We start from the raw sequence: 24,027 nt of genomic DNA on the forward strand, positions 1-24,027 counted from the left end.
TATTTCTAAACGTCTAAACTTTCACCGATTTCCAATAAGTACAATTTCTTTAATTTAGAATCGAATTTTGCCCTTGCCCTAGGTTTATCAATTTCAATATATCCAAAAGTATCGTAATGATAACCTAGTATTTTATCACAATCAACGTATCTAGCAGCTTGTATGGCATCGTCAACTCCCATTGTAAAATTATCACCAATAGGTAATACAGCTAAATCTAAATCAAATTGTTTTCTTATTAGTCGCATATCGTAAGTCAATGCGGTATCTCCAGCTATGTAAATTGTTTTATCCCCTTCAATAATAAAACCTCCTGGTTGGCCTCCGTATTTTCCATCCGGAAATGAAGAAGTATGTATTGCATTTACATACTTTACTTTACCAAAATCAAACTCCCAAGAACCACCATGATTCATAGGATGACCTTTTAATCCTAAGTTTTGATAATGAACTACAATCTCATAATTAGAAACAATAACAGCACCAGTGCGCTTCGCGATAGCTTCTACATCTAATGTATGATCTTGGTGTGCATGTGTTACTAAAATGTAATCTGCCTTTAATGTATCTATATCAATATGTAACGCTTTTTCATTTCCTGAAATAAAAGGATCGACTAGTATATTTATGTCCTTAATTTGAATGCCTAAACAGGCATGTCCGTAAAAAGTTACTTTCATACTTAATTATTTAATAGAATGATCTCCAGAATAAATTTAATACAAAATATATCCAATCCCTAATAATATTGAAAAGAGAAAAGTTGATAACGCAAGTACCTTTAATTGACTGTCAAAGTCACTAGGTTCTTTTGCTTTATTGATTTTTATTAAGTGAATGACAAAAGGTATAAATGAAAGAAGATATAAAAAATTGTAGGGCTCAATATAATAAAGAATTGAAAAAACAATGGATAACAACATCGCTCCTAAAATCAATAAATTATGGTATGATTTAGCCTTTTTTAAACCGAGTTTTACTGCAATTGTTATTTTACCTGAATTTGTATCAGACTGAATATCACGCATATTGTTAAGATTTAATACGCCTACGCTCAAAAATCCTAAGGCAATTGCTGGTAAAATTGCAACATGATCAATTGATTTAGTATATAATAAATAACTACCTATAGTACTTATTAATCCAAAAAAAATAAATACAAATACATCTCCTAACGCTTTATAACCATAAGGAGAATCTCCCATGGTATAATTAAGTGCAGCATAAACAGACATTCCTCCTAGCGTTACAAACAATAGTAATAATAAGAATTCATTAGGCCCAAAGGCAGCCCAAATTAGGGCCAATGTTAAAATAATTACCACAACAATATTAAACTTTATAGCATCGAGCATTTGATCTGGAGTTATGGCACCACTTTGAATAGCTCTTTCTGGCCCAACTCTTTCATCATTATCTGTTCCTTTAACACCATCACCGTAGTCATTTGCCAAATTTGAAAGTATCTGAAGACTCATGGTTGTTAGAATGGCTAGCACCAAAACCCACCAACTAAAATGCCCATTAAAATAGGCAAAGCACGTTCCTAAAATAATACCTGAAACGGATAATGGTAATGTTCTTAAGCGCATGGCCGATAGCCAAGGTTTAATTTTTTTCATTCAAAAGCTTTTAGATTACGGAATCCATTTTTTAGGAAAGTTGGGTTTCCTTTTTTCTAAAAAAGCATCTCTGCCTTCTTTTGCTTCGTCTGTCATGTAAGCCAAACGCGTTGCCTCACCAGCAAATACTTGTTGCCCAACCATACCATCATCTGTCAAGTTCATTGCAAACTTTAGCATTTTTATTGAGGTTGGGGATTTAGCTAATATCTCTTGAGCCCAATGGTAAGCTGTTGACTCTAATTCTTCATGAGGAATTACCGCATTGACCATTCCCATTTCATAAGCCTCCTGCGCTGAATAATTTCTTCCTAAAAAGAAAATTTCACGTGCCTTTTTCTGACCAACCATTTTTGCCAGATATGCTGAACCATAGCCACCATCAAAGCTAGTAACATCAGCATCTGTTTGCTTAAAAATTGCATGTTCCTTACTAGCCAATGTTAAATCACAGACCACATGTAGACTATGTCCTCCACCTACAGCCCAACCTGGAACCACGGCAATTACAGCTTTTGGCATGAAACGAATTAATCGTTGCACTTCAAGAATATTTAAGCGATGATAACCATCATCACCAACATAACCTTGGTGACCTCTTGCTTTTTGATCTCCACCTGAACAAAAACTCCAAATCCCATCTTTTGTTGAAGGTCCTTCTGCACTTAATAATACAACACCTATACTAGTATCTTCATTTGCATCGTAAAACGCATCATATAATTCTGATGTTGTTTTAGGACGAAATGCATTTCTTACGTTAGGTCTATTAAAAGCTATCCGTGCTACACCATTACATTTTTGATATGTAATATCTTCATAGGTTTTAGCAATTTTCCAATCTATTTGGTTCATTCTTTTCAGGAATTTAACTGTAAAAATAAGGAATTAATAACAATGATTTCTGATCAATTAATAATTGAAAATCTAATTAAATTTTTAAAGCTTTCTATTTCTAAACTAGTCTTATACCGTCTGATTCAATAGTAATTAAACGCTCTTTATAAAGAGTTCCTATAGCTTTTTTAAAACTCTTTTTACTCATTTGAAGCTGATGCTTAATATCATCAGGATCGGACTTATCGTGTAATGGTATAAACCCACTATTATCGTTTAATTCCTTAAGTATAATTTCTGCATTAGGCTCTATATTTCTATACCCTATCTGACTTAAAAGAATATCTAATTTATTGTCTTGTCTAACTTTCTTAACAATGCCCTTCAATCTATCTCCTACGCTAATGTCTTTGAAAATATCATCTTTGAAAACCAATCCAAGATGTTTCTTATTGACAATTACATTCATTCCAATTTCAGATGGATGAGATATAATTAAATCAACTTCGTCAAATTTTGAAACCGTCAACTCCTTATTATCAAGAAATCTATTGGTCTTACTAGAGGCTACAAGTCTTTCTGTTTCTTCATCTAAGTAACAATGCACTAAATACCATCCACCTGCTTTCATCTTAAATGCTTGTTCTTTAAAAGGACAGAATAATTCCTTAACTAGCCCCCAATCTAAAAAAGCACCATATTTTGTTACTTGATTGCATCTTAAAAGTGAAAAATCTCCCTTGGTAATATATGGTTTGTCAGTTGTGGCAACTGGTCTTTCTTCGTTATCTAAATAAACAAAAACCTCAATTTTATCTCCAATATTAAATTCTTCAGGTACATATCGGTTTGGTAATAAGACCTCATTGCCTTCATTATCACCTAAAAACAAACCAGGATCTGTATCTCTTAAAATCTCAAATGTATTGTATTCTCCTAATTGCATCATTTTGCAAAGGTATTGATATTAATAACAAAAAGCGCTATGATAATATATCAAAGCGCTTTTTAATTGTTTGTAAATAAATCTTAGTAAACTGACTCTTTTTTAAAGTGCTTAACTAATAAATAATAGATTACTGCTCTATACTTGTTTCTATTAGAACGACCGTACTTTTCAATTACTGAGTCTATTGCTCCATCTAATTCAGCACTAGCATTTAATCCTAATTTTTTAATTAAAAAGTTATTCTTTACCGTTGCTAATTCTTTTTCATCAGAACCAGAAACAGTAGATGAATCTGCATTATAAATTGAGGGGCCTAAACCAATTGTTACTTTGGTTAACAAATCCATATCTGGTTTAACACCACACTTGTCTTTTAAATCTGCCGCATATTTTAAGATTAATTCATCTCTTTTACTCATTATTTTAATGTTTTAGATTATTATTTTTTTGGTTATTAAAGATAACTAATTTTTAAACACTTAATAAATGGATAAGTCACTTTTCTGAAGTAAATGATTCTAGTCACTATTTAATATAATCGAAGTAATTGAGAAGTATTTCATCATTTAATCTAGAGGGAGTAAAAATTTCAAGTAGTTTAGGTTGATCCGATAAATTATAAAAAGTATCTAGGCATGAATCTAACTTCTCAGAATCATTTGCTGATTGATACTCAAGTCCAAACATTTCACATAAATGCTTTGCGTTTAAGTTATGCTTGGTTTCAAAAAATGTGTCAAAATTATCGGTGTTTTTATGTCCAGGCAATATTCTGAATATACCTCCTCCTCCATTATTAATTACAATAATCCTGAAAGTTTTAGGGATATAATTATTCCAAAGAGCATTACTATCATAAAAGAAACTAAGATCTCCTGTTATAAAAGTTGTGCGTTTATCTGACATAACAGAAGCTCCAATTGCTGTACTCGTACTGCCATCAATACCGCTAGTCCCTCGGTTACAGAATACGCTTATATCCGTTCTTAACTGAAATAGTTGTGTGTATCTTATCGCAGAACTGTTACCTACATGCAGTAAGCTTCTAAGAGGCAATGTTGAAAGTACTTTGTCAAAAACCATAAAATCTGAAAATTGAATTTCCTTTAAATAAGAATCATGCAATTTGCGTCGCTTTTGCCTTACATCAATCCAATTTGATTTGTAATTGTTTTTTTTATCATTGCTTACTTTTGGTAAAAAGTCTGCAAAAAAGCTATTCGGAGCGATTCTTAAATGCATACTCAAACTAAAGAAAGTATCATTTGCATTGTCTAACCCAATATGCCAATGGTGTTTTGGTTTGTATTTTCTGAGAAAGGCCTTAATTTTTTTTGATACGATCAGACCTCCAAGTGTTATTAATAAATCTGGTTGAAGCTCTTTAAAACCAGAATCATCTAAGGAAGCAATTATTTTGTCAATTCCTGGGAAAAAATCAGGATTGTTGAGATTTGAGGTGGTTTCGGTAAAGACAATTATACTATTATCGTCAGCAATTTGATTTAATATATCTTCCTTAATTGAGTTAGGAGGCAGAACACCAACTAAAATCATTTTTTTGTCAGTTCCATTCCATATATCCTTGCAAGCCTTTATGTCGTCATCGTTAAAATCTTCATTTCTATTTAATACTTCATAATCATTAACAGTTATGCTGGGATGCTCAATAGTTTCATATAGCGGTTCATTAAAAGGGATATTGATATGTATAGGCCTAGAATTTAATCTAGCCATATTTAAAGCATTTATTATTTCCAATTCGTTATATGACTGAATATCTTTTTGAAGCCCTAAAAATCGCTCTAATTGGTTTTCAATACTTTTAAAAATTGGTAATTCTTCTTCATTCTTATTTACCGATTCTTCATCAAGGTCTAACTTCAAATTAGTGCTAAAAACCACATGATCTCCAAATACATTGTTTTGTTTAATGGTTTGCCCATCACCAATATCGATAAGATGTTTTGGTCTGTCAGCAGATAAAACTAGCAAAGGAATATTGCTGTAATATGCTTCTGATATTGCTGGGTAATAGTTTAAAAGGGCACTACCCGATGTACAAACTAATGCAACAGGATTGTTTAACTGCTGCGCAATACCTAAAGCAAAAAATGCCGCACAACGTTCATCTACAATACTGTAGCATTTAAAAAATTTATTATTTGTAAATCCGATTGTTAAAGGTGCATTTCTACTACCAGGAGAAATAACTACATGCTGAATATTCTGCGCTTCACATAAAGCGACTATAGTTTGTGATAAGGGAATTTTAGAATATTTCATTAACGCACAAAGATAAGGATTCTCCTTGTTTTACTTTAAAACGTTAACGATAGTTTTGGTTTTGTTTACCGTCTCATCCCATTCCTTTTCTGGATCTGAATCTTTAGTGATTCCTCCACCAACATAAATTAAGGCTTTACCTTGTTTAATTTGCATACAACGCAGATTGACATAAAAATTTGAAATATTTTTAATACTGGAATAAGCATTGTTTTCAACATTTCTTCGATTTGAATTTCTGTATTGTATTTGCTTCAAATTGAGCTCCCCTAAAAACCCTGTGTAATACGCTCTTTTATAATTTTCATTTTGGATAATAAATGCTTTTGAAGCCTCTTTAGGAAATCCACAAACCGCAGGTGTAGGATGAAGTGCACGGATTATATCTTTTAATCTTGTGTCTTTATTTAGGTTGCTAGTAATCCTTGTTTTTAAATGAAGTAAATCACCTGCTCTAACAGTTTCAGTTTTAGAAATATTAATATTCGATGTATAATCTTGGATCTGATTAGTTATATAGTCCGTTACAATTTTCTGTTCATCCAGTTCTTTATTGGCCCAATTGATTTGGCTAAGATTGTTTATAGTTTGGGTACCGGCTAATGAAATAGTGGTTAATTGTCTGCCTTCTATTTTGAACAACAATTCTGGAGTAGCACCCAACCATAAACCTACCATTGGATGGTACCAACAATAAACCATTGCATTTTTATACCTTGAATATAATTGTTTAAACAAGTCTAGTGGACTCAAGTATCCAACTTCATGCTCCTCTTTTCTAGACAAGACAACTTTGTCTAATTTCCCATCCTTTATTTGCGTAACACCTTTTTTTAATAGGTCTAAATAGCTTTTCTTATCAGCATCTAAGGGTGCTTCTAAATTTGAATTAATCACAAAATTGAACTTAAATTCAGAATCAACCTCCAATATATGTTGAGTGCAGTACTTTTCTGGTAATAATATACTTTTCTCAGCACTATCAAATGGTGCAAATACAAATCCACTTTCACCATAATTACCTGTTGTGTGCAATTCTTTATCTTTTTGCAACCAACATTTTATCACAGAATTTATTGGTCTGCTGTATACTACAAAAGGTAATTTTTGATTGTAATGATTTTCTAAGGCAGAAAAAAATGAAATGCTATTCAATTTTACAAAGATTTGGGTAGAGAAATTGTAGATAACCTACAAATAGAGATTAAATTATCGGCATCATCAGTTATTCTGATATCTAGTAACTGAGTTGTTCTTCCTTTGTGCAAAAAAGTTGCTTTTGCATAAACAAAACCATCTTTAACGCTTTTTAAATGATTTGCTGTGATTTCTAATCCTCTAACAAACAACTTTTCAGTATCTATGAATAAATGAGATGCAAAACTTCCAACACTTTCAGCTAATGCTGCCGTTGCACCACCATGTAAAACGCCATCTGGTTGGTGCACCCTTTCATTTACAGGCATACGAGCAATGAGGTAATCATCGCCAAAATCTACCATCTCAATTTCTAATGTCTCCATTAGAGTGTTTTTACAAATTGTATTGGCTTTTATTAGAAATTGTTCTTTAGAAAGTTGCATAGAAAAACGTTATTTTTAAAGTCGATTGCAAAGATACTGAGAATAATGAATTCGACCGAAAAAGAAGTAAGTTACATTTCAAGTAACTCTTATTCAACACTTAATAATATTAATGAAAATACAGAAAATGTATGGTTTGTGTGTCATGGCATGGGTTACTTAAGCAGATATTTTCTAAAATACTTTAAGACATTAGATTCTGACAAGAATTATATAATTGCACCTCAAGCACCTAGTAAGTACTACCAGCAACCAAAAATGCACGTTTGTGCGAATTGGTTAACTCGTGATAATACTGAATCTGGTATGGAAAATATCATTAAATATTTTGATGCAATTTTGGATAATGAACATTTGCCAAAAAATATAAATTTTATTGTCTTAGGTTATTCCCAAGGAGTAAGTGTTGCATTAAGGTATATTTCAAAGAGAAAACTTCAGTGCAACAAATTAATTATTCACTCAGGTGGTATACCCAAGGAACTCGTTGATGAAAATTTTAAGTATATGAATAATGAAACAGAAGTGTTTATAGTTTATGGTACGAAAGATGAATATTTAAACGAATATCGAATTATTGAGGAAACTCAATTAGCCAAAGAGTTGTTTGGTAATAAATTAAAAATTATACCTTTTGAAGGTAAGCATGTAGTTAATGTAGACTTTATTAAAAGTATTATATGAACATACCAGTATTAGAAAATGACAGAGTAAAATTGAGCTTATTGGATTTAAGCAATTATTCGAATCTCACAGACATAGCTAAGGAAGATCAACTCATTTACTACTCACCATCGGATATTTCTACTCAAGAAAAACTTAGAGAATATGCTAAAGTTGCAGTTAAGGGTTATTATGATAAAACAATTATTCCATTTTTAGTCTTCGATAAATTGAATGGTGAATTTGCAGGCTCAACCAGATTTGGTTTAATTGACTATAATAACAAAGTTCTTCATATTGGCTGGACTTGGATAGGGAAAAGATTTCAAGGTACCGGATTGAACAAGAATATGAAGTTCTTAATGCTTCAATATGCATTTGAAAACATGAATTTTGAAAAAGTTGAATTTAGAATTGATGAACGCAACCTAAAATCAAGACGAGCTATTGAAAAAATTGGTGGTACTCTGGAAGGAGTATTACGGAAAAACACAATAATGCAAGATGGCTTTCGACGAAATACTTGTTGCTATGGCATTCTAAAAAAAGAATGGTCTGATATAAAATCTACTATTTTTGAAGGTTACTAAGACGTTTGTTGAAACGTTTTATTTTTCTCCTTCAGTATTGCCAATTATTTTTCTAGAAAAGTTATTGCCTTTTCGGTTTGAAAACTTGTTTTTGAGGCGAGGCCTTTTAAATCTTCCTTAAGTTTTTCTTTACCTGAGGCACTTGCTTTAGATAAATCATCCTTAACTTCATTAAAATCATCAACCAATTGATCTTTAACTTTCAAATCTTCTTTTTTTAGATTTTCCCTTGTAATGCTACCTTTTTTAGGCGTAAGTAATACTGCTACACCAACTCCAATTATTGTACCTAGCACCAGTGCTCCTTTATACTGAATCATAGTTTTCTCTTTAGTCAATGTCCACTTATACCTAGTTAATTATTTTCTTTTGTTACATATATCCTTTTCAAAAGTGGATAAACACATATATTGTTGAATATAATTACTTTCCACAGTTTATCGTCAAAATAAATATTCAAACGAATAAATAAGGCTATCTAATTTAAAAAAGTATACTTTTCAATCAATGGAAACTTAATCTATAATGAGAATTTTATTTTTATTACTTGCTCTGACCTTATTTAACAATAGTTCTGCCCAGATTACATTAGAAGACGACGGATTACATTTTTTAACTGGGGCAGCAATATCCAGCGGAACTTATGCTTTGGTATATTCTAAAACAAAAAATAAAAAGAAAGCATTTTGGTATAGCTTTGGTTTATCATCGTTAGCAGGTATTTCTAAAGAATTCTATGATGGCAACATTATAAGTGGAAAGTTTGATACATCAGAAATGATTGCTACCATGTTAGGAGGTCTTACAGCGAGTTATACTTTCAATATTTTTACTGGAAAAAAAGAAAAGAAACAGCATGCTAAGCTAAAATCAATCTCTGATTAATCCATCGATAATCTGTTTAGTGGGTAATATAGCATTAGTATGTTCAATACTTGGACCAGCAACCCAAACGGTTTTATAAGTTGCTTTTTTAGCAGCTTTTTCCGTTGCTTTCATTCCAATTGAGAATCGAATCATCTTCACCCACTTCTTAAGTTTTCGGTTCTTATTCAATAGGTTTTCAATCCATGTGGCTTTAGTCCCTATTTTCTGAACATAAGGTGTATTAATAACCGTACAAGGTGTTCCAGAAATACGTTCGGTCATTATAATATCCTCAGCACCATAATCCACACATGCTTGCTTATATTCATCCGTAACATTAGCTTCAATTGAAGCAATAAATGGGCTACCGACAGATACGCCTTCTGCTCCATAACCAAGCATTTTATCTATATCTGCCTTGCATCCCACTCCACCGGCAGATATAACTGGTATATCACAGTTGTCAGTTAATTCTTTAATCAATTCTTCCGGAGATAAATTACCTCTATGTCCGCCAGCTTCGTTATTTACCGCAATGATAGCGTCTGCACCTAATTCTTCTACCTTCTTCGCAAATTTTAAATCGGTAACGTCACAAAAAACCTTTATACCTGCTTTATGCGCTTGATTGATTGTTTCTTCTGGACTACCTAGCGACGTAATTATAAAATCGCAACCTTCCTCACATAAAACTTCTAGTTGGCCCAAATATTTAACATTAGATTTATTAACGATAAGATTAAACCCAAAGGAGCCTCCTTCCACTTTATTCTGTTTTAACTGTCTTATAGCATTTTTCAATTCTTCTAAAGTCCTATAATTCAGCGCAGGTATACAACCTGCAATACCGGCATCCATAGCTTCTGTAACCATAGCTACATTTGACACTAAAAACATTGGTGCCTGAATAATTGGATACTGTATATTAAGAAGTTCTGTGAGTTTAGTTTTCATTTTTTAATAATATTTCCCAAATATAATAAATTTTATTATGCATGCATAATAAAACAGTTTAATCCAAAATCACATTACTGACGTAAATCATAATTCTTTCAATACTGAACAAAATCATTTTAGGATCAACTTGTCAATTATACATTTAGTTTATTAATCATAAAAGACTAAATCATGAAAAAACTATTTATCTTAATACTTCTACTAGCATTTAGCAACCAAGTATACGCAGAGGTTATCGAGTTACCTGAAATTGAAATTTCTGCAGTTAACTATGAGTATTTAAGCTCAGTTGACTCAGATGACACTACAATATAAATAAAATTGTTGCTAGAAAAAGTTGCAATGTATGATCTAAAGAGTTCTGATCTTTATAGCGATGAGTATGCTACTTACAATGTTTCCTTCTATATACCTGATGGTAAAATTTTAGCGGCTTACGCTAAAGATGGTAAACTTCTAAGAACAATTGAAAAATATAAAGATATAAAATTACCAAAAGATATTAGAATGGCGATTGCTGAACGATTCCCAAATTGGACAGTGGTAAGTGATGTCTACAGAGTAAATTATCATTATCTTAATGAAGTCACCAAAAAACTTTATGAGGTTAGACTTGAAAATGGTGGCAAAAAGATAAAAGTGAAACTAAATGAAAAAGGTGATTTTATGTAATTTATATCTTTAAAAAAGCCCAACTCAACGTTGGGCTTTTTTATTCTAAAAATCTGTAGTATCCACATTTTAAATAAGCACCCTCAAGAAAGCTTATAGGATGGTCTTTATCATGCGCGGTTTTTAAATATGTTTCAAACAATCGAGTTCGAGAATTTAAAACTTGTTGGTTTAGATCAAAAAAAGATTGAGCTGAAACTCGAGACGAACAAGATGCCAAAACCAACAATCCTTTTTTAGCAGTAAGTTGTTCTCCCAATTTAGCGAGCTCTGCGTATTTTTTCTTAGCTAGTGAAATTTCAGATTCTTGTTTTGCAAAACTAGGTGGATCAATAACTACAACATCATATTTCTTTTTATTTTTAATCAAGTCATCTAAAACTTGAAATGCATCTCCCGAAATAGTTTTATGAATTCCTCTAAACTCATTGAGCTTTGCATTATGCTTTGCTATATCAAGTGCTTGCTTGCTAATATCCAAACTAGTAACTTCATCTGCACCATTAGCCAAGGCATGTATGGAAAAACCTCCAGCATATGAAAAAACATCTAAAACTGTTTTACCTTTGCTTAATTCACCTACTCTTCTTCTATTCTCTCGGTGATCTAAAAAATAACCAGTTTTATGGCCTTTAATTACATTTGCTGAGAATTTCACACCATGTTCAATAAATTGAACTACCTCATTGACTAACGCTCCAATAATTACATTACCGTCTTTCAAACCATGACTTTTACTGTATTGTAATTTTCGACTTAAACGGACTACTACAGTATTTGTCTTGGAAGTTTCTTGAAGACTGTCTATTATCGATTCCAAATAAGGCAACCAAATTTCAGAATAAAGTTTTATAACAAGTACCCTATCATATACATCTGCTATCAATCCTGGAAAACCATCATTTTCCCCAAATAGAAGTCTGTAGCTATTTGTAGTGGTCTTCAATAAATCAGTACGCTTTTCAAAAGCCAATTGAATTTTTTGATGAAAAAACTTCGTATTTATTTCAACTCTATTTTTTCCATGATGAATTATCTTTATTCTTATCGGTGAATTAGAATCGTATAAACCAATTGCTATTAACTTATTTTTATTCTTACTAAAAATTATTGCAATATCACCAGTTTGAGGATTATTAGAGACTTTCACAATACTATTGGAAAACACCCACGGATGACCTCTTACTACAAATTGTTCTCCCCTTGAGGTTAGTTTTACAGCAATACTTTGAGGATGACTATTATTTTTAACTGTTTTATTCACTTAAATCTATTCCAAAATATGAGCAAACATAGTAAAACAAATAAGTAAACTTCTCGCATTTTATCTCAAATAAATAGAACGAATTAACCAATTAGGTAAATTTTTTGTCGTTTCATCGCAAATAATACGATTCTATTAAAGAAATCCTCCATATTGTAGTACCAAATCAAGTCTATTTTAAACATTATGAACAATATTTTAGTTTATGGGGCCTCTGGGCAGGTAAAAATGATTATGGATATCATCCACAAAAGAAATAATTATAATATTGTCGGCTTAATCCTAAATTCAAATGTAAAAATTGGTAGGTATCGTATTATTAATACCAATGGATCGTTGGGACAAGGTTCTAAAATGATTAATTTTTCTAACCTCACGCCTGGCGTAACAACTGGTAGTAGTGTGAAAATTGGTGATAGTTCAGCGATTTGTATTGAGGCCACCTTAGTTAACAATATTAATATTGGAAGACATAAGGTGATAGGAGCGTCTTCTCTTTCAAGTAAAGATGTAGGAGATCACAAACTCGCTTATGGTTCTCCAATTACGGTTACAAAGGATCGTGAAAAGGACTATAATTATTATAGTAAATATAACTATGTTATTTAATTATCTACGCAATATTTTATTTTGGTTTCTAGACTCCATAAAAGGTGGTTATATTAGAAAACAAATAAAAGAAATTAAATATTCTGTAATACATCCAGAATCATCTAATTCAGAAAACCTCAAAAAAAAATATATAGACAAGCTATTAATTCATGCTACCAATTCAACACCATATTACTCATCATATAAAAACTTCAATAGTATTCAAGATTTTCCAGTTATAAAGAAAGTAATTATTCAACAAAACTTTGATAAATTTCAATCAACTGAATATAAAGATAAGGATAACTTTAAAGTTTCCACAAGTGGATCTACCGGAGTACCATTTTTCTTGTACCAAGATAAAAACAAACGAAGAAGAAATCATTCTGATGTTATTTATTTCTTAAAGGAATCTGGTTTTAAGATTGGAAACAGGCTATATGAACTAGAAGTTTGGAGAGGGCATAATGAAAAAAATAGATTAAAAGCATGGCTTCAAAACACTATTCAATTTGACATATCAAAACTCACAGATAAAAGAATAGAATCCTTTATTGAATTGCTAAAAAATGATAAGCAGTCAAAAAAAACCATGTTGGGATTTGCATCATCCTATGAAATGATTGCTCAATATATGGAACGTAATAATATTTTTTTAGATAATTTAGGTTTAACTTCCGCTGTTGCAAATTCAGAATATCTCAATCCTTATACTAAAACAACCTTAGGTAAGCATCTCAATACCCAGATTCTTTCAAGATATTCCAGTGAAGAAATTGGAATAATTGCTCAACAAACCTTAAACTCACCAAACAGTTTTGTAATAAACCATGCCAGCTATGTCGTTGAAGTATTACAATTTGACAACAATGAATCTGTAAAACCAGGAGAATTTGGAAGAATAGTTGTTACTGATTTATTTAATTTTGCGATGCCAATTATTAGATACGATACCGGAGATATTGCTAAATTAGGCATCAATGACGATGGTGTAATTCAGTTAGATGAAATCGAAGGCAGAAAAATGGACGTCATTTATGATTCAGATGGAAATCTAATATCCTCATTCGTAGTTTACACCAAATTTTATAAATATTACCATTTATTAAAGCAGTATCAGTTTATTCAGCAAAGTGAGAAAGACTATGAAGTAAAACTCAATCTACAAGGCAATACTTTTGCATTTGAAGATGACCTAATTGCCATTATAAAATCTGACTTTGGTGAGGATTCTAATGTTACAATTACCTATGTTGATGAAATTCCTCCACTATCTTCTGGAAAAAGAAGAAAAGTAGTTAACAACTACAAAAAATCTTAAGAACGCCTTAATGTAAGTGCTAATATTTCGTCTGTAAAATCTCCTAATAAAGGTCCTGCAGCTATTTGCAAATCAATACCTTGCCTATGTGTATTATATTCTATTAAGAAAGGCTCATCGTACTTATTTATTCCTATATCCCACGAAATAATTTTAAAGTAAGGCACAACATAATGCATAGATTTTATCATATCCTGAACTTTTTCATAGTTAGGTATTTTACAATCTTTTAAATGCACACCTGTAGAGGTTTCTGTTACAATATTTCCTTTAGGGCTGTAGCCTTTCCCTTTTAATGCACCGTTATCTAAAATTCCGCAAAAAAGACCACCTGTTGAGAAATTATCTGTTGTATTTCCTAACTTACCTATTCGTAATACAGAATTTAAGATATGTGCGCCATTATTATTTAAGTAAGATACAACCCGAAGCGTATTTAAACTCGAAGGATTTAACGATTTCAATACATCACATTGCTCAAGAAATTCCTGAACCACAAAATCTTTCTTGTACAACCCAAACAATTTTTCAATACTATAGTCCTTATATGTGGTTTTGGCATTAACAATACTAAAGGCATTGACCATTTTCCCACCTCCGGTACCTACAGTTGGTTTAATTATTAATTTTCCTTTGATGGCTTGACAAGCTTCAACCACTTTTTTCAAACTAACAATTTTATCGTCTATATAATAGAAACCATTTATATTCTGAACAATACGTTTGGGCTGATTAAACTCCTTAAATAAATTGTAGGTGAAATTTTTATCCAATAAGGCAGGCCACTGTCTTCTTTGGTTCAGCATTGGATTAATCTTAGGGTTAAATATATCATACGGTATATAATCTTTATGAAACTCACCGTTAATACCTTTGTAATATCTGTGCCAATAGGTGTTTTTTAGGGTATACCCTCTAGCTTTAAAAAACAATTTCGCTTCTTTAATTTCTTGTTTACTTAATTTTGGGAGGTTCTTTTTCTTCATTAAAGATCTCATATAACGTACAGTGCTAATTTCGGTATGAAACTGGCGTAACCACTTCTGAAAACCAAGGAGGCGTTTCAAAAATATTTTCTTAAGTAAGGGATATATATACATCTATTAAATTAATCTCACGTTAACACTAAGATTATTACTTTAACATTGACAGGCTTCCGCTAAAATTTCATTAGTAAACGTCCCAAATAACGGGCCATTCACAATTTGGTGGATTTTTGTGCTCTGGTTATACGTATTATATTCTATCAAAATTGCGTCATTATTTTTATCAATGCCAATATCCCATGAAATAATCCTAAAATATGGCACTCTTTTATGAAGTAGTTCAACCATTTTTAGTACGTTGTTATAATTAGGAATAAGTACTTCTTTTAGAACAATTCCAGAGGTAGTTTTTGTAAGTGTCGTGCCGTCTTGTATAAATCCTATTTCTTTTAAACGTCCTGTATTTTTTACACCACAAGCCACTCCTCCAGTTGCAAAATTATCAGTACTTTTTCCGGCATTGCCTATACGAAGAACCGAAGAAACAATATGAACGCCGCCATTATTTAAATAGCTCATTATCCGTAAAGTATTTAAGGAAGATTTATTGAGCTTTGCCATCACAGGACTTTGTTCCACAAATTCTTGGACAACGAAATCTCTGTTATAGGATTTAAACATGTTGATAATATGCTCTACTATTTCTTCCTCAACTATGTCTTGAATCGATAAAACATTTACCATAAATCCGCCACCAGATTCTATGCTGGGTTTTACAACTAATTTACTGCTAGATTTAGAACAAATCTGAACAGCTTCTAATTCGCTAATAATTTCTCCGTTATTGAAATAAAACCCATTGATGTTAGAAATTACAAGTTTCGGTTGTTTATAACCTTTAAATAAATTATAGCTTAAATTTTTATCCAATAATGCTGGCCATTGTATTTTTTGATTTAAGCTTGGGGCAATATGCGAAGAGAAAATATCGTGCGGAACATATTCCTTTACAAAATTCCCTGTCGCACCTTTATAGTATTGATGCCAGATTGTATTATCAAGTTTAAAACCCTTAGATTTCCAATAAGCCTTTGCTATTTTAATTTCCTCTTTATTGAGTTTATCAAAATTAAATTTTCTTACGAATTCTCTTCCTTCATTTTTGGCATTAGCAGCCATATTGAATCTGAGTAATTTTGTACGTACACTTAAAAAGGGATTAATAAGTTTTTGCTTAATTGAAATATAGATAGACATAATAATTAAGGTTTCTGGTAAAATCGATTTTGGACTAAAATAAAAAAGTAATCAACTACTTATATGTTCTTAGAGTAAAGTTAAGTGTCCAAGTTTTAAATAAAACAATACTAAGATATAACGCAACTGTTTTAGCGTTAAGTTTATGCTGAATTCTCAAAGCAGATTTATTAAAATACTCAGTAATAGCATGATGAAATATGACCCCTTCTTTCTCATATAATCCAAACCTATGGTATTTCATATATGGAGAAATATTTTTCCCTCTATACTTATCAAAAGTATATAAACTATGTATATAGATATCTTTATCGGTTAAATGGAAATAGCGCTTTCTAAAATAAAAGGGCTTGTTTTTAATCATAGAATAAGCAACGATTTCATTTTTGTGCTTTATCCCCATACATATGTCTCCATTCTTTATATCTTCGAGAAAGTCTTTCTGTTCCAAGCCACTAATTGACTCCTTTATCAATTTTAAATCAGATTCATCAAAAACTGTAACATCAGAATTTATTTTTTCTCCTGTAATTTTTTGTGGTACAGCATTCTCTTTTGTTGAAATGAAATAATAATACGGCATAATATCTATACCAATCTTAGCAATATTATTACGTAGACCTTGCATAAACAAACCATGTTTGGTAAGCTTATAAATCCACTTTATTCTATTAATGAAACCTATCTTATTTTTTTCCATAACCTCTATTTAAGTTAAGAGATGAATTTTATAGTTGTAGTTATTTGCAAAAAGTAAGTTTAATTACGAATTAATTCTGCCTAGATACAAAATCTCATCTGTGAAATCACCTAGAAATGGACCCATAAACATTTGCATATCAATACTTTGGTATAATGTGTTGTACTCAATCAAAATAGGTGAATCATTTTTATCAATACCAATATCCCAAGATACCATTTTAAACATAGGAATTATAATATGCATCTGCTTAACCATTTTAGAAACTGCGGTGTAATTAGGGATTTTAAAACCTTCTAACAAAACTCCAGATGGAGCAGTTGTAATATCAGATTTGCCGCCGTCTTTTCTATGACCAAATCCTTTACTATGCAATGATCCATCATTATATACAGAACAGCCTATGCCTCCAATAGAAATATTGTCAGTATCAGAACCAGGCTTTCCAATTCTTAAGTAAGTGCATAAAACGTTCACTGTTCCGGTTTTATCAAGGTAAGAGACAACTCTTAATGTATTTAAAGTTGTCGGATTCAAAGTACTTAATAGTTTACTTTGCTCAACTACCTTTTGAACAATAAAGTCTTTTTTATACAATTTAAATAAATCAATGATATCGACATTATTATGAGGAGATATTTCATTGTTCAAAGTAAACTTTTTAACCATTTTTCCTTGACCAGATTCAATAGAGGGTTTTATAATTAGTTGAGCTTTAGCATTATTACAAGCATCAACAGCAATAGCTTCTTTAACCATGGTATTATTCATGTAATAAAAGCCATTGATATTACTTACAACAGTTTCTGGTTGGTTAAATTTATCAAAGATATTAGATGTTAAATTCTTATCTACCAATGCTGGCCAATATAATCTTCTGTTTATATTTGGTTCTATTATTGCTCTAAAAATATCAAGTGGAAGATAGTCTTTATGGAATTCACCATTAGCAAACTTATAAAACCTATGCCAATAGGTGTTTTTTAGTTTATAACCTTTGGACTTATAAAAGGCTTTAGCCTTAGCTACTTCATGTGGCTCTAATTTTGGAATATTATTTCTTCGTAAGATATCTTTTATAATCTTACGAGAATTCATTTTAGAATTAAAAGCTACCAACTGCCTCTGGTAATATAAAATTTTGCTTAAATAAATTCTTTTTAATGTTTGGTACATGGAAATCAATATTTTTTTAAAATAAAGTTTAGTGTCCAATAATTAAACATTACCAAACTGAGATAAAGCTTCATTGGCTCTGAATTCAATTTTTTCTTAAACCTAATTGTAGATTTATTAAAATACTCGCTAATACTGTAAAAGTTTGTTATACCTTTTTTTTCTAAATAGTTATAACTATTGTAGCGCAAATAAGGTGCAAGATTCTTGCCTCTATAGGCTTCAAAAGTGTACATGCTATGCAAATAACTGTCAGTAGGTTTTAAATCAAAAAAGCGTTTTCTAAAGACAAATGGTCTGCATTTTATAAACATATAAGCAGCGATTTCATTTTTATGTTTTAACCCAATACATATTTCACCATTTTTAAGATCTGCTAATAAATCCTTTTGCTCTATACCAATTATAGTATTCTTAATGTAATTTATTTCAGCCTCACCAAAAGTGGTAATTTTAAAATCTTTCTCGACTCCCCTAATTTCTGGCGGAGATATAGGGCTGATAGCTTCCTTAACCCAATAATAAGGCATAAAGTCTATACCAATCTTAGCAAGGTTATTTCGTACACCATGCCAAAATAATCCATGTTTTATAATATTGGACATCCACTTAAGTCTATATGACAAGCCACCTTTATCTCCTTCCATATTAAATTTTATTCGTAAATACGACCATAGCGACCATTGCCAGGCTCCATATCCATTTGAGCCCTAAATTCTGACGGAGTCATAATTTCTCTGTTATTGGCTTTTGCAATAACATGTACTCGCTCTATAAGAGCGGTGTTGGTTGCCAATCTTGTACGTTCTGCATCAAACCAAATATTATCCTCTAGACCAACACGTACTCCCTTACCAATTGCAATTGCCAAAGAATTCATCATTAATTGTCCATTGCCTATACCAGCTATACTAACCAAAGCATCTTCTGGAATATCGTTAAGCATAACACCTGTATGCAACAAATTAGTTTGAGCACATGCGATGTTTCCAAATAAAAGATTATAGTACAATGGAGGTCTTATTAAATCTTTTTTTACCAAGTAATTCCCAAAGTTGATCATTCCCACATCAAAAACTTCGAGCTCTGGTATGATGCCCTTGTCCTTCATGATTTTGGCTAAATCCTCTATCATACATGGTGCATTCATACTGGCCACTTTATTAAAATTTAAAGAGCTCAAAGTTAAACTTCCCATATCTGGTTTTAAATCACCCTCTAGGGATAAAACGTCTGCTCTTTTTTTGAAAGTATTAAAGTTACGCCCACTTAGTGATACACAAATTACCAAGTCTGGTGCATATCTTCTAATACCTGATATAATTTTTGCATAAACTTCCTTCTTATAAGTTGGTATACCAGAATCTTCTTCCCTAGCATGGATATGAACCATTGTAATACCTATTTCATAGGCCTTGTGAACATCTTCAATAATTTCATTTACGGTAATAGGTATATGAGGTGTCATATCCTTTGTAGGAATCATTCCAGTTGGTGTGAAATTGATAATCAATTTTTGCATAATTTGGGATTATATGATATGGAAACTAAAATAATTGATTGAGAATAAAGAAATTTTCCGATTATCCGAACAAGAACTTCTATAAATTGAAAAAAATAGAGTTCTAAAACAAAAAAGCGCAATCAAATAATGATTGCGCTTTCAATTTTGTCAAGCAAGCGAATTACTTCACTTCTTCAAAATCCACATCTTCAACATCGTTAGTCTCACCTGTGTCTCCTTGACTTGCATCAGGACCTGGTTGAGTATCACCTTGTTGCGCTTCAGCTTGAGCTTTATACATTTCTTCACTTGCCACTTTCCAAGCTTCATTGATTTTTTCTAAGGCAGGCTCAATTATAGCATTGTCTTTAGTTTCATAAGCTTTCTTTAACTCTTCCAAAGCATCCTCGATTGGCTTTTTCTTATCATCTGATAATTTATCACCAAATTCTTCTAACTGCTTTTCAGTTTGGAAGATCATGGCATCTGCCTGATTCAATTTCTCTGCAGTTTCTTTAGCTTTGGCGTCTGCTTCAGCATTTGCTTCTGCTTCTGCTTTCATTTTCGCAATTTCTTCTTCTGTTAAACCTGAAGACGCTTCAATTCTAATATCTTGCTTTTTACCTGTAGCTTTATCTTCAGCAGATACTTTGATGATACCATTTGCATCAATATCGAAAGTAACTTCAATCTGAGGGGTACCACGTCTCGCTGGTGGAATTCCATCTAAATGGAAACGACCAATTGTTTTGTTATCCGCAGCCATTGGACGCTCTCCCTGTAAAACATGGATTTCAACCGAAGGTTGATTATCAGCAGCCGTTGAGAATACTTGAGATTTCTTTGTTGGAATCGTAGTATTAGCTTCAATCAGCTTTGTCATTACATTACCCATAGTTTCGATACCAAGAGATAATGGTGTTACATCCAAAAGGAGAACATCTTTAACATCTCCAGTTAATACACCACCTTGGATACCTGCACCTAGAGAAACTACTTCATCTGGATTTACACCTTTACTTGGTGCCTTACCAAAGAAATTCTCTACTGCAGATTGAACCGCCGGGATTCTTGTAGAACCTCCCACTAATATAATTTCGTCTATATCGCTCTTTGATAAACCTGCGGCTTTCAATGCGGATTCACATGGCTCAATAGTTCTCTTAATTAAATCATCAATTAATTGCTCAAATTTACTACGAGACAATGTACGCACTAAGTGCTTAGGTCCACTTGCCGTTGCAGTTACATATGGAAGGTTAATCTCTGTTTGGGTAGATGATGATAATTCAATCTTAGCTTTTTCAGCTGCTTCTTTAAGACGTTGTAAAGCCATAGGGTCTTTACGAAGATCCATATCTTCGTCCTTCATAAACTCTTCCGCTAACCAATCGATAATTCTCTCATCAACATCATCACCGCCTAAGTGTGTGTCACCATCAGTAGATAATACCTCAAATACACCATCTCCTAATTCTAGTATAGAAACGTCATGTGTACCACCACCAAAGTCAAATACAACTATCTTTTGGTCGGTTCCTTTCTTATCCATACCATAAGCTAATGCCGCAGCCGTTGGCTCGTTGATAATTCTTTCTACTTTTAAACCAGCAATCTCACCAGCTTCCTTGGTAGCTTGACGTTGTGCATCGTTAAAATAAGCAGGAACAGTAATTACTGCTCTACTAACATCTGTACCTAGATAATCTTCTGCTGTTTTCTTCATTTTTTGAAGAATCATAGCAGATAGTTCTTGTGGCGTATATAAACGGCCATCAATATCTACTCTTGGTGTATCATTATCACCTTTTACTACATTATATGGAACACGTTCCGCTTCTTTCTTTGATTCAGAATATTTATTCCCCATAAAACGTTTAATAGAATAAACTGTTTTTTGTGGGTTAGTCACTGCTTGTCTTTTTGCTGGATCGCCAACTTTAATTTCACCGCCTTCTACAAAAGCGATAACTGAAGGCGTTGTGCGCTTACCTTCTGCATTAGGTATTACGACAGGCTCATTACCCTCCATTACTGAAACGCAAGAGTTGGTTGTTCCTAAATCTATTCCAATAATCTTACTCATAATTTTTATGTGTGTTATGTTGTTTTTTAAAATTTAAACTCTACAGCAATAGGTCAAGTATTATGCCATGTCAAAAAATATGACATGATGTCATACGCTTTTTTTAAAATAAAAATTCTAACCACTTCTACTTTGGTATACGCTTTGATATAATAAGAAAAAACATTAGTTATTATGAAACATATTTTATCCTTACTTACTGTATTTACACTTTTATTCACAGCATGCGAAGGTCCGCAAGGGCCTCCTGGATTTGACGGACTAGATGGCCTGGATGGCGAAGTGATCGCTTCTTCTGCCTTTGAAATTGTTCTAGATTTTACACCAGGCAATAATTACGAATTTTTAGAACCATATGGTTTTAACGTATTACCAACGGATGTTACATTGGTATATATTTCTTGGGAAGTTGACAATGGGCAGGACATATGGAGACTATTACCTCAAACAGAATATTTTGATGACGGTGTCCTAGTTTATAATTACGACTTTACTCAAAATGATGTGCGCTTTTTTCTAGATGGTACGACTGACTTTTCCTTGTTAGACCCATCTTATACAGACGAGCAAGTGTTTAGAGTTGTGGTAGTACCTGCAGATAACGTAGGACGTTTAGATATTTCAAATCTAGAAGCAGTACAGGATACTTTTGGAATTACTGAATTTCCTAGACGATAATTATTAGAATTAATTTAGAGAAGAAGTTTTGATAAATAAAAATTATCAAAACTGTTTTTTATTTACAGCCTTCTCGACGTCTAGTATCTACAAGATAAATTATTTTCCATTTATCATTCTCTTTAATCAGTTGAAAAGAGTTTACGCCACAATGACTTAATTTTTCCATATACCAAAACTCATAAGGCGTCCATGCATTTGCCATTTCGCCATCAATTTGTATAGAATAATCCAATAACTTCTCTTCGAATGATCGATTTTTAGGAATACTTGCTATGTTTCTAAGAAAATCTTTATAACTGTTTTCGTTTAAAACAGTATGCCCTTCTTTGTTTACAGAAATAGATTGCATCAATATATCCCCCTTTGCCAATGATTTCATTGTGGTTGTATCTTGTTTATGAAAAGCCTCAAAAAACTCATTTATAGTATTTTTTACATGCTCTATATCAGAATTTTGTGAATTACTTGCAATTGAAAAACCGAACAAAAAGGCAATTAAAAAGAATCTCATAATTTTTGTATCTATCGTAAAATAAAGATTCGACCTTATTTCTAATATAGATTAAACAAAAGTTTAACAAAACTCTTATTTTTACGTTCAACTAATTTTAAAACTATGTCTGTAGCCAAATCCGAATACAAACGAATTACAGTTAAGACCCTTGTTGACATGAAATCTAAGGGAGAAAAAATATCTATGCTAACGGCATATGATTATACAATGGCGAAAATCGTTGATGGCGCAGGTGTAGATGTAATTCTAGTAGGTGATTCTGCCAGTAATGTAATGGCTGGTCACGAAACCACATTACCAATAACTTTAGATCAAATGATCTATCACGCGTCTTCTGTGATTAGGGCGATTGATCGTTGTCTTGTTGTTGTTGATTTACCTTTCGGAACGTATCAAAGCGATCCAAAAGAGGCGCTCAGATCTGCTATTAGAATAATGAAAGAAAGTGGTGGACATGCTGTTAAAATGGAAGGTGGAAAAGAAATTAAGGAGTCTATTAAACGTATTTTAAATGCTGGGATTCCTGTTATGGGACATTTGGGACTAACACCACAATCGATTTATAAGTTTGGTACCTATACAGTTAGAGCAAAGGAAGAGCAAGAAGCACTCCAATTAAAGGAAGATGCATTAATGCTTGAAAAAGCTGGATGCTTTGCAATAGTATTGGAAAAAATACCTGCTAAATTGGCAAAAGAAGTGGCTGAAAGCATCTCAATACCTGTAATTGGAATTGGAGCTGGCGATGGTGTAGACGGACAGGTACTCGTACTGCATGACATGCTTGGCATGACACACGAGTTCAATCCTCGTTTTCTTCGCAGATATATGAACTTATATGAAGATATGACCAAAGCAATTGGGCAATATGTTGATGATGTAAAGTCTAAGGACTTTCCTAGTGAAAAAGAGCAATATTAA

28 protein-coding genes are annotated in these 24,027 nt (G+C 32.2%); 9 read left to right on the plus strand and 19 right to left on the minus strand.

Features of this window, described 5'->3' with window-relative positions; genetic code table 11:
• Positions 1-5 precede the first annotated feature (5 nt).
• The 8 genes from DUZ96_RS09025 to DUZ96_RS09060 form a co-directional block, all read right to left on the minus strand.
• Entirely contained in the window at positions 6-680 is a 675-nt protein-coding gene (locus DUZ96_RS09025) for a metal-dependent hydrolase (protein WP_114301607.1), read from the minus strand.
• 36 nt (positions 681-716) lie between these two features.
• Positions 717-1,622 carry a 1,4-dihydroxy-2-naphthoate octaprenyltransferase gene (gene menA / locus DUZ96_RS09030; protein WP_114301608.1) on the minus strand — a complete coding sequence of 302 codons (906 nt, stop codon included), beginning with the start codon at positions 1,620-1,622 and terminating at the stop codon, positions 717-719.
• Between the two features lie 15 nt (positions 1,623-1,637).
• Entirely contained in the window at positions 1,638-2,477 is an 840-nt protein-coding gene (locus DUZ96_RS09035; RefSeq protein ID WP_114301609.1) for a 1,4-dihydroxy-2-naphthoyl-CoA synthase, read from the minus strand.
• Positions 2,478-2,577: 100 nt separating this feature from the next.
• Positions 2,578-3,408: a S1 RNA-binding domain-containing protein gene (locus DUZ96_RS09040; protein ID WP_114301610.1), complete on the minus strand. Its 831-nt coding sequence runs from the start codon at positions 3,406-3,408 to the stop codon at positions 2,578-2,580.
• Positions 3,409-3,488: 80 nt separating this feature from the next.
• Positions 3,489-3,827, minus strand: a complete 339-nt coding sequence (locus DUZ96_RS09045; RefSeq protein ID WP_114301611.1) for a DUF2853 family protein — start codon at positions 3,825-3,827, stop codon at positions 3,489-3,491.
• A gap of 106 nt (positions 3,828-3,933) precedes the next feature.
• Positions 3,934-5,694 carry a 2-succinyl-5-enolpyruvyl-6-hydroxy-3-cyclohexene-1-carboxylic-acid synthase gene (menD, locus tag DUZ96_RS09050; RefSeq protein WP_114301612.1) on the minus strand — a complete coding sequence of 587 codons (1,761 nt, stop codon included), beginning with the start codon at positions 5,692-5,694 and terminating at the stop codon, positions 3,934-3,936.
• Positions 5,695-5,724: 30 nt separating this feature from the next.
• Positions 5,725-6,747, minus strand: coding sequence for a chorismate-binding protein (locus DUZ96_RS09055; protein ID WP_258774357.1), 1,023 nt, complete (start codon positions 6,745-6,747; stop codon positions 5,725-5,727).
• Positions 6,748-6,851: 104 nt separating this feature from the next.
• Positions 6,852-7,277 carry a PaaI family thioesterase gene (locus DUZ96_RS09060; RefSeq protein WP_114301614.1) on the minus strand — a complete coding sequence of 142 codons (426 nt, stop codon included), beginning with the start codon at positions 7,275-7,277 and terminating at the stop codon, positions 6,852-6,854.
• Between the two features lie 45 nt (positions 7,278-7,322).
• Here DUZ96_RS09060 and DUZ96_RS09065 point away from each other — a divergent pair, with 45 nt between their 5' ends.
• Both DUZ96_RS09065 and DUZ96_RS09070 read left to right on the plus strand, forming a co-directional pair.
• Positions 7,323-7,961 (plus strand): alpha/beta hydrolase, encoded by a 639-nt coding sequence (locus tag DUZ96_RS09065; RefSeq protein ID WP_114301615.1) that lies wholly within the window; start codon positions 7,323-7,325, stop codon positions 7,959-7,961.
• A complete protein-coding gene (locus DUZ96_RS09070) occupies positions 7,958-8,530 on the plus strand; it encodes a GNAT family N-acetyltransferase (protein WP_114301616.1) in 573 nt (190 codons plus the stop codon). The genes DUZ96_RS09065 and DUZ96_RS09070 overlap by 4 nt, the downstream gene beginning before the upstream one ends.
• Positions 8,531-8,574: 44 nt before the next feature.
• Here DUZ96_RS09070 and DUZ96_RS09075 read toward each other — a convergent pair whose 3' ends face one another.
• A complete protein-coding gene (locus DUZ96_RS09075; RefSeq protein ID WP_114301617.1) occupies positions 8,575-8,850 on the minus strand; it encodes a YtxH domain-containing protein in 276 nt (91 codons plus the stop codon).
• Positions 8,851-9,055: 205 nt separating this feature from the next.
• Here DUZ96_RS09075 and DUZ96_RS09080 point away from each other — a divergent pair, with 205 nt between their 5' ends.
• Positions 9,056-9,415: a hypothetical protein gene (locus DUZ96_RS09080; protein WP_114301618.1), complete on the plus strand. Its 360-nt coding sequence runs from the start codon at positions 9,056-9,058 to the stop codon at positions 9,413-9,415.
• On the opposite strand, the gene DUZ96_RS09085 is transcribed toward DUZ96_RS09080, so the two are convergent.
• Positions 9,401-10,351: a nitronate monooxygenase family protein gene (locus DUZ96_RS09085; protein WP_114301619.1), complete on the minus strand. Its 951-nt coding sequence runs from the start codon at positions 10,349-10,351 to the stop codon at positions 9,401-9,403. The genes DUZ96_RS09080 and DUZ96_RS09085 overlap by 15 nt on opposite strands.
• A gap of 174 nt (positions 10,352-10,525) precedes the next feature.
• Here DUZ96_RS09085 and DUZ96_RS12935 point away from each other — a divergent pair, with 174 nt between their 5' ends.
• Complete coding sequence (locus DUZ96_RS12935) at positions 10,526-10,669, plus strand: hypothetical protein (RefSeq protein WP_181855257.1); 144 nt, start codon at positions 10,526-10,528, stop codon at positions 10,667-10,669.
• 27 nt (positions 10,670-10,696) lie between these two features.
• The gene (locus DUZ96_RS09090) at positions 10,697-11,026 is read left to right on the plus strand and encodes a hypothetical protein (protein WP_114301620.1); all 330 of its coding nucleotides are present in this window, start codon (positions 10,697-10,699) and stop codon (positions 11,024-11,026) included.
• A 40-nt stretch (positions 11,027-11,066) separates the two neighbouring features.
• Here the strand turns inward: DUZ96_RS09090 and DUZ96_RS09095 are convergent, their stop codons facing one another.
• The gene (locus DUZ96_RS09095) at positions 11,067-12,290 is read right to left on the minus strand and encodes a class I SAM-dependent rRNA methyltransferase (protein ID WP_114301621.1); all 1,224 of its coding nucleotides are present in this window, start codon (positions 12,288-12,290) and stop codon (positions 11,067-11,069) included.
• A 186-nt stretch (positions 12,291-12,476) separates the two neighbouring features.
• On the opposite strand from DUZ96_RS09095, the gene DUZ96_RS09100 reads away from it, so the two are divergent.
• Both DUZ96_RS09100 and DUZ96_RS09105 read left to right on the plus strand, forming a co-directional pair.
• The gene (locus DUZ96_RS09100) at positions 12,477-12,899 is read left to right on the plus strand and encodes a hypothetical protein (RefSeq protein WP_114301622.1); all 423 of its coding nucleotides are present in this window, start codon (positions 12,477-12,479) and stop codon (positions 12,897-12,899) included.
• Entirely contained in the window at positions 12,889-14,202 is a 1,314-nt protein-coding gene (locus tag DUZ96_RS09105) for a phenylacetate--CoA ligase family protein (RefSeq protein ID WP_114301623.1), read from the plus strand. Before DUZ96_RS09100 ends, DUZ96_RS09105 begins: the two co-directional genes overlap by 11 nt.
• On the opposite strand, the gene DUZ96_RS09110 is transcribed toward DUZ96_RS09105, so the two are convergent.
• The 7 genes from DUZ96_RS09110 to dnaK form a co-directional block, all read right to left on the minus strand.
• Positions 14,199-15,188 carry a sugar-transfer associated ATP-grasp domain-containing protein gene (locus tag DUZ96_RS09110; protein WP_181855258.1) on the minus strand — a complete coding sequence of 330 codons (990 nt, stop codon included), beginning with the start codon at positions 15,186-15,188 and terminating at the stop codon, positions 14,199-14,201. The two genes, DUZ96_RS09105 and DUZ96_RS09110, sit on opposite strands and share 4 nt — an antisense overlap.
• 153 nt (positions 15,189-15,341) lie before the next feature.
• Positions 15,342-16,445: a sugar-transfer associated ATP-grasp domain-containing protein gene (locus DUZ96_RS09115; RefSeq protein WP_114301625.1), complete on the minus strand. Its 1,104-nt coding sequence runs from the start codon at positions 16,443-16,445 to the stop codon at positions 15,342-15,344.
• 55 nt (positions 16,446-16,500) lie between these two features.
• Positions 16,501-17,145 (minus strand): hypothetical protein, encoded by a 645-nt coding sequence (locus DUZ96_RS09120; RefSeq protein WP_114301626.1) that lies wholly within the window; start codon positions 17,143-17,145, stop codon positions 16,501-16,503.
• A 63-nt stretch (positions 17,146-17,208) separates the two neighbouring features.
• Complete coding sequence (locus DUZ96_RS09125; protein ID WP_181855259.1) at positions 17,209-18,243, minus strand: sugar-transfer associated ATP-grasp domain-containing protein; 1,035 nt, start codon at positions 18,241-18,243, stop codon at positions 17,209-17,211.
• Between the two features lie 83 nt (positions 18,244-18,326).
• Entirely contained in the window at positions 18,327-18,968 is a 642-nt protein-coding gene (locus DUZ96_RS09130; protein WP_114301628.1) for a hypothetical protein, read from the minus strand.
• 8 nt (positions 18,969-18,976) lie between these two features.
• Entirely contained in the window at positions 18,977-19,843 is an 867-nt protein-coding gene (locus DUZ96_RS09135; protein WP_258774358.1) for a 3-keto-5-aminohexanoate cleavage protein, read from the minus strand.
• Between the two features lie 163 nt (positions 19,844-20,006).
• Positions 20,007-21,911 carry a molecular chaperone DnaK gene (gene dnaK, locus DUZ96_RS09140; RefSeq protein ID WP_114301630.1) on the minus strand — a complete coding sequence of 635 codons (1,905 nt, stop codon included), beginning with the start codon at positions 21,909-21,911 and terminating at the stop codon, positions 20,007-20,009.
• A gap of 174 nt (positions 21,912-22,085) precedes the next feature.
• Here dnaK and DUZ96_RS09145 point away from each other — a divergent pair, with 174 nt between their 5' ends.
• Positions 22,086-22,589, plus strand: coding sequence for a hypothetical protein (locus DUZ96_RS09145; protein ID WP_114301631.1), 504 nt, complete (start codon positions 22,086-22,088; stop codon positions 22,587-22,589).
• 58 nt (positions 22,590-22,647) lie between these two features.
• Here DUZ96_RS09145 and DUZ96_RS09150 read toward each other — a convergent pair whose 3' ends face one another.
• Entirely contained in the window at positions 22,648-23,103 is a 456-nt protein-coding gene (locus DUZ96_RS09150) for a nuclear transport factor 2 family protein (RefSeq protein ID WP_114301632.1), read from the minus strand.
• Positions 23,104-23,208: 105 nt separating this feature from the next.
• Here DUZ96_RS09150 and panB point away from each other — a divergent pair, with 105 nt between their 5' ends.
• A complete protein-coding gene (panB, locus tag DUZ96_RS09155; protein WP_114301633.1) occupies positions 23,209-24,027 on the plus strand; it encodes a 3-methyl-2-oxobutanoate hydroxymethyltransferase in 819 nt (272 codons plus the stop codon).

The organism is Winogradskyella sp. KYW1333, assembly GCF_003335675.1.
In the GTDB taxonomy this organism is placed as follows: Bacteria; Bacteroidota; Bacteroidia; order Flavobacteriales; family Flavobacteriaceae; genus Winogradskyella.

What these genes read in the sequence shown, in the direction of transcription:
- DUZ96_RS09110 (WP_181855258.1), bottom strand. Translation starts at nt 15,188, where the DNA reads ATGAAGAAAAAGAACCTCCCAAAATTAAGTAAACAAGAAATTAAAGAA.
- dnaK (WP_114301630.1), bottom strand. Translation starts at nt 21,911, where the DNA reads ATGAGTAAGATTATTGGAATAGATTTAGGAACAACCAACTCTTGCGTT.
- menA (WP_114301608.1), bottom strand. Translation starts at nt 1,622, where the DNA reads ATGAAAAAAATTAAACCTTGGCTATCGGCCATGCGCTTAAGAACATTA.
- DUZ96_RS09135 (WP_258774358.1), bottom strand. Translation starts at nt 19,843, where the DNA reads ATGCAAAAATTGATTATCAATTTCACACCAACTGGAATGATTCCTACA.
- DUZ96_RS09065 (WP_114301615.1), top strand. Translation starts at nt 7,323, where the DNA reads ATGAATTCGACCGAAAAAGAAGTAAGTTACATTTCAAGTAACTCTTAT.
- DUZ96_RS09100 (WP_114301622.1), top strand. Translation starts at nt 12,477, where the DNA reads ATGAACAATATTTTAGTTTATGGGGCCTCTGGGCAGGTAAAAATGATT.
- DUZ96_RS09080 (WP_114301618.1), top strand. Translation starts at nt 9,056, where the DNA reads ATGAGAATTTTATTTTTATTACTTGCTCTGACCTTATTTAACAATAGT.
- DUZ96_RS09045 (WP_114301611.1), bottom strand. Translation starts at nt 3,827, where the DNA reads ATGAGTAAAAGAGATGAATTAATCTTAAAATATGCGGCAGATTTAAAA.
- DUZ96_RS09150 (WP_114301632.1), bottom strand. Translation starts at nt 23,103, where the DNA reads ATGAGATTCTTTTTAATTGCCTTTTTGTTCGGTTTTTCAATTGCAAGT.
- DUZ96_RS09040 (WP_114301610.1), bottom strand. Translation starts at nt 3,408, where the DNA reads ATGATGCAATTAGGAGAATACAATACATTTGAGATTTTAAGAGATACA.
- DUZ96_RS09145 (WP_114301631.1), top strand. Translation starts at nt 22,086, where the DNA reads ATGAAACATATTTTATCCTTACTTACTGTATTTACACTTTTATTCACA.
- DUZ96_RS09070 (WP_114301616.1), top strand. Translation starts at nt 7,958, where the DNA reads ATGAACATACCAGTATTAGAAAATGACAGAGTAAAATTGAGCTTATTG.
- panB (WP_114301633.1), top strand. Translation starts at nt 23,209, where the DNA reads ATGTCTGTAGCCAAATCCGAATACAAACGAATTACAGTTAAGACCCTT.
- DUZ96_RS09085 (WP_114301619.1), bottom strand. Translation starts at nt 10,351, where the DNA reads ATGAAAACTAAACTCACAGAACTTCTTAATATACAGTATCCAATTATT.
- DUZ96_RS09090 (WP_114301620.1), top strand. Translation starts at nt 10,697, where the DNA reads ATGTATGATCTAAAGAGTTCTGATCTTTATAGCGATGAGTATGCTACT.
- DUZ96_RS09120 (WP_114301626.1), bottom strand. Translation starts at nt 17,145, where the DNA reads ATGGAAAAAAATAAGATAGGTTTCATTAATAGAATAAAGTGGATTTAT.
- DUZ96_RS09115 (WP_114301625.1), bottom strand. Translation starts at nt 16,445, where the DNA reads ATGTCTATCTATATTTCAATTAAGCAAAAACTTATTAATCCCTTTTTA.
- DUZ96_RS09060 (WP_114301614.1), bottom strand. Translation starts at nt 7,277, where the DNA reads ATGCAACTTTCTAAAGAACAATTTCTAATAAAAGCCAATACAATTTGT.
- menD (WP_114301612.1), bottom strand. Translation starts at nt 5,694, where the DNA reads ATGAAATATTCTAAAATTCCCTTATCACAAACTATAGTCGCTTTATGT.
- DUZ96_RS09075 (WP_114301617.1), bottom strand. Translation starts at nt 8,850, where the DNA reads ATGATTCAGTATAAAGGAGCACTGGTGCTAGGTACAATAATTGGAGTT.
- DUZ96_RS09130 (WP_114301628.1), bottom strand. Translation starts at nt 18,968, where the DNA reads ATGGAAGGAGATAAAGGTGGCTTGTCATATAGACTTAAGTGGATGTCC.
- DUZ96_RS09035 (WP_114301609.1), bottom strand. Translation starts at nt 2,477, where the DNA reads ATGAACCAAATAGATTGGAAAATTGCTAAAACCTATGAAGATATTACA.
- DUZ96_RS09125 (WP_181855259.1), bottom strand. Translation starts at nt 18,243, where the DNA reads ATGAATTCTCGTAAGATTATAAAAGATATCTTACGAAGAAATAATATT.
- DUZ96_RS09025 (WP_114301607.1), bottom strand. Translation starts at nt 680, where the DNA reads ATGAAAGTAACTTTTTACGGACATGCCTGTTTAGGCATTCAAATTAAG.
- DUZ96_RS09105 (WP_114301623.1), top strand. Translation starts at nt 12,889, where the DNA reads ATGTTATTTAATTATCTACGCAATATTTTATTTTGGTTTCTAGACTCC.
- DUZ96_RS12935 (WP_181855257.1), top strand. Translation starts at nt 10,526, where the DNA reads ATGAAAAAACTATTTATCTTAATACTTCTACTAGCATTTAGCAACCAA.